We start from the raw sequence: 12,694 nt of genomic DNA on the forward strand, positions 1-12,694 counted from the left end.
GTGAGCGTATCCGACGCCTATCGAAACTGTGAGCAGATCGTCCGCACGGAGGCGCGGAACTTCTCCTACGGCATCCGGCTGCTGCCGGGGCCGAAACGCCGCGCGCTCAGCGCCGTCTACGCTTTCGCCCGCCGGATCGACGACATCGGGGACGGAGACGGGCCCGCGGACCGGCGGCTGGCCCGCCTGGAGGAGGAACGGGCCGCCCTGCACCGCCGCACGCCCGATCCCGGGGACCCCGTGCTGGTCGCCCTCCGCGACGCGGCCCGCCGCCTGCCCATCCCCCTGACAGCGTTCGACGAGCTCATCGACGGGTGCGCGTCCGACGTGCGCGGCGCGACCTACGCCCGCGCCGAGGACGTCGTCACCTACTGCCGCAGCGTCGCCGGGTCGGTGGGACGCCTCTCCCTCGGCGTCTTCGGCGCCGACGACGTCGAGGCCGCCACGCCGCTCGCGGACTCTCTCGGCATCGCCCTGCAGCTCACGAACATCCTCCGGGACATCCGCGAGGACCGCCTGATCGGGCGGAGCTACCTGCCGGCCGAGGACCTGGCCCGCTTCGGCTGCACCCTGAATCTCGACCGCGAGGGCGCCTTCACCGACCCACCGGACCGCCTCGCCGCGCTGGTCCGGTTCGAGGCCGACCGGGCCCGCGGCTGGTACCTCCGCGGCCTGCGGCTGCTGCCGCTGCTCGACCGGCGCAGCGCGGCCTGCACGGCGGCGATGGCCGGCATCTACCAGTCGCTGCTCGAGCGGATCGCCACCGATCCGACGGCCGCGCTGACCGCCCGCTCGGCGCTGCCGACGTGGGAGAAGGCGATGGTCGCGGCCCGCGCCCTGGTCGGGGCGGGCCGGTGAACGCGCCGGTCCTGGACGGGCGGCCGGACACGCCGAGTCCCAACGGGCGGCCGGCCGTGCCGGGTCCCGGCCGGCCGGATCCGTCGAGCGTCCGGCGGCCGGTGCGTCCGCCGGGCCGGCGTGGCCCGATGGCGCCGGTCGCGGTTGTGGGAGGCGGCCTGGCGGGCATCACCGCCGCGCTCGCGCTCGGGGAGGCCGGTCTCCCGGTCACGGTGTACGAGGCGCGCCCCCGGCTGGGCGGCGCCACCCACTCCTTCGAACGGGACGGGCTGGTCGTGGACAACGGCCAGCACGTCTTCCTGCGCTGCTGCACGGCCTACCGCGGCCTGCTCGACCGGCTCGGCGTCGCGGACCGGGTCCGGCTGCAGGAGCGGTTCGACCTGCGGGTGCTCACGCCCGCCGGGCGGCCCGGCCGGCTGCGGCGCGCGGCGCTGCCGGGGCCGCTGCACCTGATGCCGGCCCTCGCCGCCTACTCCCTGCTCCGGCCGGCCGACCGGCTGCGGGCCGTACGCTGCGCGCTCGCGCTGCGCCGCCTGAACCCGGCCGATCCGGGCCTCGACGGGATCGGCCTGGGGGACTGGCTGGCCGTCCACGGGCAGCGGGACACGGCACGGCGCGCCCTGTGGGAGCTGTTCGCCGTCGCCGCCCTCAACATCGGCGTGGAGGAGGCGGCGCTGGGACCGGCGGCGATGGTCTTCCGCACCGCCCTCCTGGGCCGGTCGGACGCCGCAGACATCGGCGTGCCCGCCGTGCCCCTCGGCGACCTGCACGGCACCGCCGCCCAGCAGGCCATCAAGGAGCGGGGCGGCCGCGTACGGCTGGCGACGAAGGTCACCGCCATCGAGCCCGGCCCGGTGGTCGTGGTGGACGGCGAGCGGATCGACGCGCCGGCCGTCATCGTCGCGACCCCGCACCGGCAGGCCGCGCACCTCGTCCCGTGGGACGCCGTCCCCGACCGGCAACGCTGGGCCGGCCTCGGCGAGAGCCCGATCGTGAACGTCCACCTCCACTACGACCGGCCGGTCACCGACCTGCCGTTCGCGGCCGTCGTCGACTCGCCCGTGCAGTGGGTCTTCGACCGCACCCACGCCGCCGGCGTCCGTGCCGGCCAGTACCTCGCCGTCTCGGTGTCGGCGGCGGACCGCTGGATCGACGAGCCGACCGCCAAACTCCGCGCCGAGTTCGTCCCGGCGATGGAGCAGTTGTTCCCCGCGACCCGCCACGCCCGGCTGTGCGACTTCTTCGTCACCCGGGAACGCCGTGCGACCTTCCGCCAGGCGCCCGGCAGCGGCGCACTCCGGCCCGGCCCGGCCACGCGGTGGCCCGGGCTGTACCTCGCCGGCTCGTGGACCGACACGGGCTGGCCCGACACGATGGAGGGAGCCGTGCGCAGCGGACTCACCGCCGCCCGTCTCGTCCGGAGCCGGCTGACGGGGGGCGCCTCATGACGGCGATCGCCCCGCCGTCCGTCGCCGGCGCCCGCTCGCAAGTCGAACCGGTGCTGCGCGACGCCGTCGCACGGCTCGACCCGCTGACCGCCCAGGTCGCCGGGTATCACCTGGGCTGGAGCGACCCGTACGGCCGGCCGGCCACGCCGGGCGGCAAGACGCTGCGGCCCGCCCTGGCCATCCTGTCGGCCCGCGCGGCGGGAGCGGACGTCGGATCGTGTCTGCCGGCCGCCGCCGCGGTGGAGCTCGTGCACGCGTTCTCGCTGCTGCACGACGACATCATGGACGGCGACCGCACCCGCCGGCACCGGCCCGCCGCCTGGACCGTCTTCGGCCGGTCGGCCGCCATGCTCGCCGGCGACGCGCTGCTCGTCCTGGCCGGGGAGCTCCTCCTCGAACAGGGCACGCGGGGCGGGGTGTGGGCCGCGCGCGGGCTCGCCGCGGCCACTCAGCGCCTCATCGCCGGACAGGCCTCGGACCTGGAGTTCGAGGGGCGGCCCGACGTGAGCCTGGATGAGTGCCGGCGGATGTCGGCGGACAAGACGGGCTCGCTGCTGGCCTGCTCCTGCTCGATCGGCGCGATGGTCGCCGAGGGGCCCGCCCACCTCGTCGCGGCGCTGGCGGCGTTCGGCGCGCAGGCGGGCCTGGCCTTCCAGCTGGCCGACGACCTGCTCGGCATCTGGGGAGCCCCGGAGATCACCGGCAAACCCGTCCTGGCCGACCTGCGGGCGCGCAAGAAGAGCCTGCCGGTCGTCGCCGCGCTCACCAGCGGCACGACCGCCGGTGAGCGCCTCGCGAAGCTCCTCGCCCAGCCGGACCCGCTGTCGGAGGTCGAGCTGGCCGAGGCCGCCCGGCTGGTCGAGGAGGCGGGCGGCCGCGCGTGGGCCGAGGCGGAGGCCGAGCACCGGCTCGACGCGGCCGAGCGGCAGCTCGCCGCACTGGACCTGCCCCCGGGCGTCCGCGAGGAGTTCGGGGAGATCATCCGTTTCATCGCATCCCGGGACCACTAGTGAGCACAGACACCCGTACGGCCGTCGCCGGCGCCGACGTCGCTCTCAAGGCGGCCTGCGACCACCTCCTCGGCCTGCAGGCCGAGGACGGATGGTGGAAGGCCGAGCTGCAGACCAACGTCACGATGGACGCCGAGGACCTGCTGCTGCGGGAGTTCCTCGGCGTCCGCGACCCGGAGGACACCGCCGAGGCCGCCCGCTGGATCCGCTCCGAACAGCACGCGGACGGCTCGTGGGCGAACTTCCACGCGGGCCCCGGCGACCTGTCCACCACGATCGAGGCGTACACGGCGCTGCGCCTGGCCGGGGATTCCGCCGACGCCCCGCACATGCGGGCCGCCGCCGCCTTCACGCGCCGGCACGGCGGGATCGAGGAGAGCCGGGTCTTCACCCGCGTCTGGCTGGCGCTGTTCGGGCAGTGGCCGTGGGCCGACCTGCCGGTCATGCCGCCGGAGCTGATCTTCCTGCCGCCGTGGTTCCCGCTGAACGTCTACGACTGGGCGTGCTGGGCCCGGCAGACGGTCGTGCCGCTGACCGTCGTGAGCGCGCGGCGCCCGGTCCGGCCGCTGCCGTTCGACCTGGACGAGCTGCGCACCGGCCGCCGGCCGCGCCGCGGGTCCCGCCTCGGCTGGGACGGGTTCTTCGGCGCCCTCGACCGCGTGCTGCACCGCTACCAGCGGCGGCCCGTGCCCGGCCTGCGCCGCGCGGCCCTGCGCCGCGCCGCCGAGTGGATCGTCGCCCGGCAGGAGCCGGACGGCTCCTGGGGCGGCATCCAGCCGCCCTGGGTGTACTCGCTCATCGCCCTCCACCTGTCGGGCTACGGCCTGGACCATCCCGTGATGCGCCGGGGCCTGGCCGGGCTCGACCGGTTCACGGTCCGCGACGAGCGGGGCCGCCGCCTGGAGGCCTGCCAGTCGCCGGTGTGGGACACCGCGCTCGCCGTCAACGCGCTGCGCGACGCGGATGTGCCCGGCGACCACCCCGCGCTCGTACGGGCCGCCGGATGGCTGCTCGACGAGGAGGTCAAGGGCCCCGGCGACTGGGCCGTACGGCGGCCGTCGCTGCCGCCGGGCGGGTGGGCGTTCGAGTTCGACAACGACGGCTACCCGGACACCGACGACACCGCCGAGGTGATCCTCGCCCTGCGCCGGGTCGAGCACCCGGATGTCGGGCCGGCGATCGACCGGGGGTTGCGCTGGATGGCCGGCATGGCGTCCCGCGACGGCGGGTTCGCGGCGTTCGACGCCGACAACACGCGCGTCCTGTGCACCCGGCTGCCGTTCTGCGACTTCGGCGCGGTCATCGACCCGCCGTCCGCCGACGTCACCGCGCACGTCGTCGAGGCACTGGCGCACGAGCGCCCGACCGCCCACGAGGACGTCCTGCGCCGGGCGGTCGGCTGGCTGCTCGAGGAACAGGAGCCGGACGGCTCGTGGTTCGGCCGCTGGGGCGCCAACCACGTGTACGGCACCGGGGCCGTGCTGCCCGCCCTGGTCGCGGCCGGCGTGCGCCCGGAGCGGCCGTGCGTCCGGCGGGCCGTCACCTGGCTCGAGCGCCACCAGAACGACGACGGCGGCTGGGGCGAGGACCTGCGGTCGTACCGCGACCCGGCCTGGGTCGGGCGCGGCCACTCCACTCCCTCCCAGACCGCCTGGGCGCTCCTGGGGCTCCTGGCGGCGGGGGAGCGCTCCACGGCGGTCGACCGGGGCGTGGAGTGGCTCGTCGGCGCACAGCGCGCGGACGGCACCTGGGACGAGCCCTACTTCACCGGGACCGGCTTCCCCGGCGACTTCTACATCAACTACCACCTGTACCGCCTCGTCTTCCCGATCAGCGCCCTCGGCCGCTACCTGCGCTCCGCGGAGTGCCCGCCATGACCGAGCTCGTGATCTGCACGGCGCTCCGCATCGAGCGGCGGGCGGTACGCCGCGGGCTGCCGTCGTCCGCCCGGGACGTCCGCGTCGTCCGGACCGGCCTCGGGCCGCGGCGCGCCGCCCGCGCCGCCGCCCGGCTGCCCGAGCACGCCGCGCTGGCCGTCACCGGGTTCGGCGGCGCGCTCGATATCGGGCTGCGCCCCGGCGACGTGCTAGTGGCGACCGAGGTGCGCTTCGGCGAGCGGGTCTTCCCGTGCGCGGCGGCCCGGCCGATCGCCGAGCGGCTGGCGCTCGCGGGGCTCGCCACGCGGACCGGGCCGCTGTTCACCTCCCCGCGCCTGGTCACGGGCGGGGAGCGGCTACGGCTCGCGGCGGCCGGCGTGCGCGCCGTCGACATGGAGACCGGGCCGCTCGCCGTGGTCGCGACCGGCACGCCGTTCGTGGCGGTGCGCGTCATCGTCGACACCCCCGCCGTGCCGCTGCTGCGGCCCGGCACCGTACGCCGCGTCCTGATCGCCCGCAGCCGGCTGCGCCGCGTCGCCCCGGTCCTCGTCGCCTGGGCCGACCCTCCGGAGGTTGAACGATGACTATGCCGCTTCGCCAAAGCATTCGTATCGGCGCCTACATCCTGGGTCGCAGGCTGCGGCGCGTCCGGCGGTTCCCGCTGCTGGTGGAGCTGGAACCGCTGTTCGCGTGCAACCTGGCCTGCGCGGGCTGCGGAAAGATCCAGCACCCCGCCGACGTGCTGCGCCGGCGCATGCCCGTCGAACAGGCGGTGGCCGCCGTCGAGGAGTGCGGCGCGCCCATGGTGTCGATCGCGGGCGGTGAACCGCTCCTGCACCCGCAGATCGGGCGGATGGTCCGCGAACTCGTCGCCCGCAAGAAGTACGTCTTCCTCTGCACGAACGCGCTGCTCATCCCCAGGAAGATCGACCAGTTCGAGCCGTCGCCGTACTTCGCGTGGACCGTGCACATCGACGGCCTGCGTGAACGCCACGACGCCTCGGTGTGCAGGAAGGGCGTGTTCGACCAGGCCGTCGCGGCCGTCAAGGAGTGCCGGCGCCGCGGGTTCCGGGTCACCACGAACACGACCTTCTTCAGCACCGACAGCCCGCGGACGGTCGTCGACGTGCTGAACTACCTGAACGACGACCTGGCCGTCGACCAGATGATGATCTCCCCGGCGTACGCCTACGAGAAGGCCCCCGACCAGGAGCACTTCCTGGGCGTCGAGGAGACGACGAGGCTGTTCCGGGAGGCGTTCGGGGACGGCAACCGGCGGCGCTGGCGGTTCAACCACTCACCGATGTTCCTCGACTTCCTCGAAGGCCGGATCGACTTCCCGTGCACGGCCTGGGCGATCCCGTCCTACTCGCTGTTCGGCTGGCAGCGGCCGTGCTACCTGATGGCCGACGGGTACGCCCGCACCTACCGGGAACTGGTCGAGGAGACCGACTGGGACTCCTACGGCCGTGGGCGCGACCCCCGCTGCGCGAACTGCATGGCGCACTGCGGGTACGAGCCCACGGCCGTCTTCGCCACCCTGTCCTCGCTGAAGGAGACCCTCCGCGCCGTACGCAGCGGCTGAGCGGTCGGCGCGCCGGCCGTGAGCAGGCGGCCGAGCGGTCAGCGCGTCCGGGCGTGGGCCAGCGCGCCGGCCGCGAGTGCCAGCGCGCCGACGCCGTCCACCGCGGCGGGGCGCCGCCACAGCGGCAGGAACGCCACCGCGCCCGCGCAGGTGGCCGCGTGCAGCAGGTCGACGGCGGCGCCGCACCGCAGCACGGCCGGGGTCGGCCTGGCCAGGTCGATCCCGGCCTGCAGGGCGTGCCTGCTCCCGAGCACGCGCAGGACCCAGCGCTGGGAGGTGGTGGCGGGCCGGCCGGTGATCGTCTCCAGGACCGCGCCCGGCGCCGTGATCAGGAGGGTGCCCCAGGTCAGCCGCGCGATCGGCTGCGCCCTCATCGGCCGTTCCGCAGGAGCCCGATCCCGGTCAGGCCCAGCGCGGCTCCCGCGCCGGCCGCCAGCAGGCCACGGTGCTCCGCCGCCCAGGCCTGGACGCTGCGCGCGTGCGCCTTGTCATCGAAACCGCCGTGCGCGCCGAAGTCGTGGCCGTCGGAGCCGTCGGCCGGCTTCCACAAGTTCGCCGGCTGGTGCGGGTCGCGCGGCCGGTCGGTCTGCTGCGACGCGTACCCGGTCCGCGCGAGGTAGCGGTCGAGCAGACTCGGGGCGACGCGGTTGGCCAGCAGCGTCGCCACCGTGCTGCCGCCCACCCAGTACTCCCGGCGCTTCGGGTGGTCCGCGGCGTACACCAGCGCGCGTGCGGCGACTTCCGGCTGGTAGATCGGCGGCACCGGCTGCGCGTGCATGGGCAGCTTGTTCTCCACCCAGTCGAACTGCGGGGTGTTGACCGCGGGCATGTGCACGATCGTCGCGTGGACGTTGCTCTTCCGGTGCAGCAGCTCGGTCCGCAGCGACTCGTGGAAACCCTGGATCGCGTGCTTGGCGCCGCAGTACGCCGACTGCAGGGGGATCCCGCGCTTGGCCAGCGCCGACCCGGTCTGCACGATGGCGCCGCGGTCGCGCGGCAGCATCCGCTCGAGCGCCGCCTTGGTCCCGTACACGTACCCCAGGTAGGTCACCTCGGTGGTGCGCTTGAACTCCGCCGGGTCGATGTCCTTGAACTCGGCGAACACCGAGCTGAACGCGACGTTCACCCACACGTCGATCGGGCCGAGCTCCTCCTCGGTACGGTTCGCGGCGTCGCGTACCTGCTCCCAGTCGGCCACGTCGGTGGGGATCGGCAGGGCCTGCCCGCCGGCGTCACGGATCTCCTCCGCCGCGGCCCGCAGCCCGGTCTCGCCGCGGGCCAGCAGGGCCACTTTGTCGCCGCGCGCGCCGAACAACCGTGCCGTCGCCCGTCCGATGCCCCCACTGGCGCCGGTCACCACGACGACGCGGGGCCTGCTGCGGTCCGTCATCCCCTCACCCCTCATGAGCGTTCCAGGTAAACGCCGGACCGGGTCATCGGGCCCGGCGTCGCAACGCTCCGCCCCTACCCGCGAGTCGCACCGGTTAACGGGACGCGGAGGTCAAGGCATCGACCGCCCGGGGGAGTCCCCGGCCTTGGCTCAGGAGAGCTTCTTCGCCTTGATCGCCTTCATCATCAGCGGCCACGCGGTGTGCATCTCCGGCTGCCAGGTCGACCAGTCGTGGTAGCCCTTCTGGTAGATGTGCGCGGTGACCGGGATGTGCAGCTTGCGGAGCCGGTCGACCATCGCGACCGTCGTCGCCCCGCACACGACCTCCTGCAGTTCGACCGGCTCGCCGCCCGCCGGGTCGTGCGCGCCGGGCAGGCCGGTGCGGCCGCTGGCGAGGTACAGCCCGGTCCCCTTGAGCTTCGCCGCCAGCTCGTACGGGTCGTTGGCCTTCCAGTTCTTGTCGTCGATGCCCGGGATCCCCCAGATCCGGAACGGGTCGTACTTCTCACTCGCCTCGAACATCACCAGGGCGGGCACGCCGGTCTGGGTCAGATGGAGGATGCCGCTGAGCGAGACCGCGTACGCGAACATGCCGGGGTGCCGCGCGGCGTACTTCACCGCGCCGTACCCGCTGGACGACACGCCCATCGTGGCGCGGTGCGTGCCCGCGTGGTAGTTGCGCTCCATCAGCTGGAGGAGCTCCTTCGTGTGGAAGGTCTCCCACTTGGGGGTGCCGCGCCTGCCGCCGTTCCACCAGTCGGTGAACCAGCCCGCCCAGCCGGTGTCGGGCATCACCACCATGACGTCGTACGCCGCGGCGGCCTTCGCGATGTCGGTGCTGCGGGTCCACGAGACGTAGGTGTCCCGGCCACCGTGGTAGGCGTACACGACCGGCCAGGACGCCTTGGTGGCCCGTTTCCACGTGCGTGGCACCAGCACACGGACCGGCACCGAGGCGCCCAGCGCCGGGGAGCGGACGGTCAGGTCGACGGTGTGCGCGTCGATCCAGTGCTCGGCGGTTATCTTCGCGCCGTCGTCGGCCGCCACCCGCTGCACGGCGCCGTCCGCCGTACCGGAGAGGGCGCCCACCGAGGCGGCGACCGCCAGGAGGACTCCGGTGAGGCTACGCGTGACGGCGCTGGCGACCATGCGACGACTCCCGCTCTCCATGCTCGACGAGGAGTCATCACCCTTGCGGAATCACCGTCCGTTCGCTGCGCGCGTTCGGCACGAAAACGGGGCGGCGCTTTGGCACGGAAGGACTAAAACGGCGCTTCCGGACGGCGGTGGGGACGGTCCGTCACGGCGTGATCGCGAGATGGACGGAGTACTCCTGCGCCCGGGCGAGCCGGCGCGCGGGACAGCGGTGGAACAGCCGGGCCCACCAGCCGGTGCGGGGCGACTGGCCGACGAACAGCGCGTCGCCGTGCCGCGCCATCATGACCTCGCGCAGGCTCTTGTCCGGACGGCCCATGACGACCTGGAACTCCCAGGGGCAGTCGAGCGGGTCCAGGATCTGCACGCAGTCCAGCCACGCCTGCATCTCCAGGAGATCCCGGCAGTCCCGGCTGGCCAGCGCGGCGCCGGGGGCGACGAGCGCGGCCATCTCGCCCACGCTCGGCTGGCAGCGGACGTGCACGCAGAGGACCCGGGCGCCGGCCCGGGTCGCCTCCCCGGCGGCCTGGCACAGCGCGGCCCGGCCGGAGTCGGATCCGTCCACGCCCACGACGAACAGAGGTCTGTGCCATGCGTCCCGCTCGGTGCCGTCGGGACCCGGAATGAATGACTCGTCCATGGTGGCCGTCTCCTCAATCTGACTCCATAGTACGCTATATACATGACGGATCGGGGTCCTGTAACGACCGGAAGTGACGAATCGGCCGACCTTTTTCAGGCCTTCGTCGACGCGGTGCTGGACCTCCTCCGCGCGGCCCGGCGTACGGGCGGCGCGGCCAACACGGTCCAGGGAGACGCCATCTCGGTGCCGCAGCTCGTGGTCCTGGGAGCGATCGACGCCGCGGGGGACCGCGGAGTGTCGGCGGTGGCGGAGCACGCGGGGCTGGCCCAGCCCACGGTGACCCGCGCCCTGGCCGCGCTGGAGCGCAGAAGAATGGTCGAGCGCACCCCGCACGCCAGCGACGGCCGGAGCACGTGCGTCGCGCTGACCGCCGCGGGCCGGGCGGTGCTCGAGGAGAAGAGACAGGAGATCGTCGGCCGCTTCGCCGAGCTCTGGGCGGACCTGCCCGCCGGCGAACGGGAACACGCCGTGTCCCTCGTCCGCCGGCTGTCCGCCATCACCGACCGGCTCGTCTGAACCGGTCGGTGCCACGGTCGGCTCGGTACGGCCGGCCGGTGACGCCGTCAGCGGGACTGGGCCGCACCCGCGAGAAGGAAGCCGGCCTGGGGGAACGGGAGGTCGATCCCCTCGGCGCGGTACCTGCGATGGAGCCGCTTGATGAACTCGTGGATGACGACGTACTGGTCGGTGAACTCCCGGGTCCGGAGGTTGACCGAGAAGCCGATGCTCGTCTCGCCCAGGGTGTTGAACCGGACCGAGGGCTCGTAGTCGGACACGCCGCCGTCCACGGTGGCCATGACCTCCTCGGCCACGTCGAGGGTCACCTTCTCCACGTGCTCCAGATCGCTGTGGTAACCGATGACGACTTTGACCGAGATCGACATGTCCTGCGCCGGCCGGTGGTAGTTCGTCACGATCGCATCGGCGAAGCGGGAGTTCGGCACGACCACCAGGTTGTCGGGAAGCTGGCGGATCGTCGTGTTCCGCCAGTTGATGTCGACGATGTAGCCCTCCTGGCCGCTGTCCAGCCGTACGAAGTCACCCGGCTGCACCTTCCTCGACGCGAGGATGTGCACCCCGGCGAACAGGTTGGCCAGCGTGTCCTGGAGCGCCAGCGCGACCGCCAGGCCGCCGACGCCCAGGGCGGTCAGCAGCGGGGTGATCGAGACCCCGAGGCTCTGCAGGAGGATGAGCGCGCCGATCCCGACGATCACGACGCGGACGATGTTGACGAAGATCGTCGCGGACTGCGCGACGCCCGACCGGGCGAGCGCGACCGAGGAGACGACACCGGCGGCGAAGCGGGCGATCGCGATGGAGATCGTAAGAATGAGGACGGCCACGAGGGTGTGGCCCGTCGTCGTCCGGATGCCCGGTCTCAGGTGCAGCGTCAGCACCGAGATCCACAGGCCGAGGACCGTGCACGGCACCACCGCGAGGTCGCGCAGCAGCCTGACGAACAGGTCGTCCCAGGCCCACCGGGTGTTGCCCGCGCGGTTCGCCAATCGGCCCAGGAGCGCGCGCAGGCCGAATCCCGTCGCCAGTGCGGCGACGGTCTCGGCCACGGCCACCACGAGTCGCTGCCAGTGCAAGTCGGTGTTCCTCCGCTCGTCTTCGGATGATCTTGGCTGAGAGCCCCGCGCGAGCGTAGCCAGCCCGCTTCCGCCGTGCAGCGATATGAGCGCATATCTGGCGAAAAGCCTGCTAGACGGCTTTTTAGCGGAATGTCGCGCACGTGTGATCACGCACCGCTCAACCCGGCCGGGATGGCCGGCTGGCCAGGTACGGCCAAGATCGCTACTGACCGGTTGACCTGGTGGGATTCGCCGTTGAGGATCTTGCTCCTCTGCCACTAGAGAAAGCGGTGCCTCCATGAAGTCGACCACGCGCCGGATCCTCGCCGCGGCCACGGCCGCCCCCATCGTCCTCGCCCTGACCGCCCCCGCCGCCTCCGCCGAGCCCGCGCCGGTCAAGATCGACTTCTCCGGATGCGCCGACCGGCTCCCCGTCGGGGCCGACCCGGCCCAGTGGTTCTGCAACATCTTCGTCATCGGCGGCGGCTCGATGAAGCTCGGCTCGATCACCCAGCCGCTCACCGAGCCGATGACGATCAGCATGGCGTCCGGCCCGGACCGGGCCGGCAACCCGGCCCAGATCGTGACCCTGAAGAGCAAGCCGATGACCGTGCCCGGCGGAGCGCTGGGCATCCCCGGCACCGAGAACCTGCCCGGCATGACGCTGCAGGCCCAGCCGAAGTACGTCGGGAACTTCGGGCTGAGCATCGACGACAGCGGGAACCTGCACTCCGCCCTCGACCTGCGGATCAAGCTGATCAACGCGCTGATGGGCGACAAGTGCTACATCGGCACGACCAAGGCGCCCATCAAGCTCAACACGACGGTCGACCCGACCAGCCTCACGCCGTACGACAACGACGTCTTCGGCCTCACGCTGAACGACGACGCCTACAGCGTTCCGGGCACGAGCGGCTGCGGCGTCCTCGGGCCCGTCGCGAACCTCCGCGGCGGCCTGCCCTCCGCCGCCGGCCAGAACACCGCGAGTATGCGGACGTACCTGGCGAGCAAGGCCTACACCGACCTGTACCCGGCGCTGCGCAAGAAGGCCCGGTCCAAGGTCGTGAAGCGGCTCCCCTTCAACCTGCCGAGCAGCGTCCTGCGCCGTAAGTAGCGACGCCCCCAGCCGTCCGGGACGGGCCTGCCGGACCAGG

13 protein-coding genes are annotated in these 12,694 nt (G+C 73.3%); 8 read left to right on the plus strand and 5 right to left on the minus strand.

What is annotated here, in order from left to right; genetic code table 11:
• From hpnD to hpnH, 6 genes are read left to right on the plus strand one after another with little or no spacing between them, the layout of a single operon-like run.
• The gene (hpnD, locus tag AB0L00_RS27590) at positions 1–858 is read left to right on the plus strand and encodes a presqualene diphosphate synthase HpnD (RefSeq protein WP_364439961.1); all 858 of its coding nucleotides are present in this window, start codon (positions 1–3) and stop codon (positions 856–858) included.
• Positions 855–2,306, plus strand: coding sequence for a hydroxysqualene dehydroxylase HpnE (gene hpnE / locus AB0L00_RS27595; RefSeq protein ID WP_364439963.1), 1,452 nt, complete (start codon positions 855–857; stop codon positions 2,304–2,306). Before hpnD ends, hpnE begins: the two co-directional genes overlap by 4 nt.
• The gene (locus AB0L00_RS27600) at positions 2,303–3,316 is read left to right on the plus strand and encodes a polyprenyl synthetase family protein (RefSeq protein ID WP_364439965.1); all 1,014 of its coding nucleotides are present in this window, start codon (positions 2,303–2,305) and stop codon (positions 3,314–3,316) included. The genes hpnE and AB0L00_RS27600 overlap by 4 nt, the downstream gene beginning before the upstream one ends.
• On the plus strand, positions 3,316–5,193 hold the full coding sequence (gene shc, locus AB0L00_RS27605) for a squalene--hopene cyclase (RefSeq protein ID WP_364439967.1): 1,878 nt from the start codon (positions 3,316–3,318) through the stop codon (positions 5,191–5,193). Before AB0L00_RS27600 ends, shc begins: the two co-directional genes overlap by 1 nt.
• The gene (locus tag AB0L00_RS27610; RefSeq protein WP_364439969.1) at positions 5,190–5,777 is read left to right on the plus strand and encodes a hypothetical protein; all 588 of its coding nucleotides are present in this window, start codon (positions 5,190–5,192) and stop codon (positions 5,775–5,777) included. The genes shc and AB0L00_RS27610 overlap by 4 nt, the downstream gene beginning before the upstream one ends.
• On the plus strand, positions 5,774–6,778 hold the full coding sequence (gene hpnH / locus AB0L00_RS27615; protein ID WP_364439971.1) for an adenosyl-hopene transferase HpnH: 1,005 nt from the start codon (positions 5,774–5,776) through the stop codon (positions 6,776–6,778). The genes AB0L00_RS27610 and hpnH overlap by 4 nt, the downstream gene beginning before the upstream one ends.
• A 38-nt stretch (positions 6,779–6,816) precedes the next feature.
• Here hpnH and AB0L00_RS27620 read toward each other — a convergent pair whose 3' ends face one another.
• The 4 genes from AB0L00_RS27620 to AB0L00_RS27635 form a co-directional block, all read right to left on the minus strand.
• Positions 6,817–7,152, minus strand: a complete 336-nt coding sequence (locus AB0L00_RS27620; protein WP_364439973.1) for a hypothetical protein — start codon at positions 7,150–7,152, stop codon at positions 6,817–6,819.
• Positions 7,149–8,168, minus strand: a complete 1,020-nt coding sequence (locus AB0L00_RS27625; protein WP_364439975.1) for an SDR family oxidoreductase — start codon at positions 8,166–8,168, stop codon at positions 7,149–7,151. The genes AB0L00_RS27620 and AB0L00_RS27625 overlap by 4 nt, the downstream gene beginning before the upstream one ends.
• 150 nt (positions 8,169–8,318) lie before the next feature.
• Entirely contained in the window at positions 8,319–9,317 is a 999-nt protein-coding gene (locus AB0L00_RS27630) for an alpha/beta hydrolase family protein (protein ID WP_364439977.1), read from the minus strand.
• A gap of 151 nt (positions 9,318–9,468) precedes the next feature.
• Positions 9,469–9,963 carry a universal stress protein gene (locus tag AB0L00_RS27635; protein WP_364439979.1) on the minus strand — a complete coding sequence of 165 codons (495 nt, stop codon included), beginning with the start codon at positions 9,961–9,963 and terminating at the stop codon, positions 9,469–9,471.
• Between the two features lie 42 nt (positions 9,964–10,005).
• Between AB0L00_RS27635 and AB0L00_RS27640 the strand changes: the two genes are divergently transcribed.
• Positions 10,006–10,482 (plus strand): MarR family transcriptional regulator, encoded by a 477-nt coding sequence (locus AB0L00_RS27640; protein WP_364439980.1) that lies wholly within the window; start codon positions 10,006–10,008, stop codon positions 10,480–10,482.
• Positions 10,483–10,529: 47 nt separating this feature from the next.
• Here the strand turns inward: AB0L00_RS27640 and AB0L00_RS27645 are convergent, their stop codons facing one another.
• Positions 10,530–11,558: a mechanosensitive ion channel family protein gene (locus AB0L00_RS27645; RefSeq protein ID WP_364439982.1), complete on the minus strand. Its 1,029-nt coding sequence runs from the start codon at positions 11,556–11,558 to the stop codon at positions 10,530–10,532.
• A 280-nt stretch (positions 11,559–11,838) separates the two neighbouring features.
• On the opposite strand from AB0L00_RS27645, the gene AB0L00_RS27650 reads away from it, so the two are divergent.
• Positions 11,839–12,654, plus strand: coding sequence for a hypothetical protein (locus AB0L00_RS27650; protein ID WP_364439984.1), 816 nt, complete (start codon positions 11,839–11,841; stop codon positions 12,652–12,654).
• The last annotated feature ends 40 nt before the right edge of the window (positions 12,655–12,694 follow it).

Origin of the sequence: Actinoallomurus sp. NPDC052308 (assembly GCF_040679195.1) — a bacterium.
Lineage (GTDB): Bacteria > Actinomycetota > Actinomycetes > Streptosporangiales > Streptosporangiaceae > Actinoallomurus > Actinoallomurus liliacearum.

Coding starts and splice junctions, on each gene's coding strand:
- AB0L00_RS27625 (WP_364439975.1), bottom strand. CDS start 8,168: ATGACGGACCGCAGCAGGCCCCGCGTCGTCGTGGTGACCGGCGCCAGT.
- AB0L00_RS27630 (WP_364439977.1), bottom strand. CDS start 9,317: ATGGTCGCCAGCGCCGTCACGCGTAGCCTCACCGGAGTCCTCCTGGCG.
- AB0L00_RS27640 (WP_364439980.1), top strand. CDS start 10,006: ATGACGGATCGGGGTCCTGTAACGACCGGAAGTGACGAATCGGCCGAC.
- AB0L00_RS27600 (WP_364439965.1), top strand. CDS start 2,303: ATGACGGCGATCGCCCCGCCGTCCGTCGCCGGCGCCCGCTCGCAAGTC.
- AB0L00_RS27620 (WP_364439973.1), bottom strand. CDS start 7,152: ATGAGGGCGCAGCCGATCGCGCGGCTGACCTGGGGCACCCTCCTGATC.
- AB0L00_RS27635 (WP_364439979.1), bottom strand. CDS start 9,963: ATGGACGAGTCATTCATTCCGGGTCCCGACGGCACCGAGCGGGACGCA.
- AB0L00_RS27610 (WP_364439969.1), top strand. CDS start 5,190: ATGACCGAGCTCGTGATCTGCACGGCGCTCCGCATCGAGCGGCGGGCG.
- AB0L00_RS27650 (WP_364439984.1), top strand. CDS start 11,839: ATGAAGTCGACCACGCGCCGGATCCTCGCCGCGGCCACGGCCGCCCCC.
- hpnH (WP_364439971.1), top strand. CDS start 5,774: ATGACTATGCCGCTTCGCCAAAGCATTCGTATCGGCGCCTACATCCTG.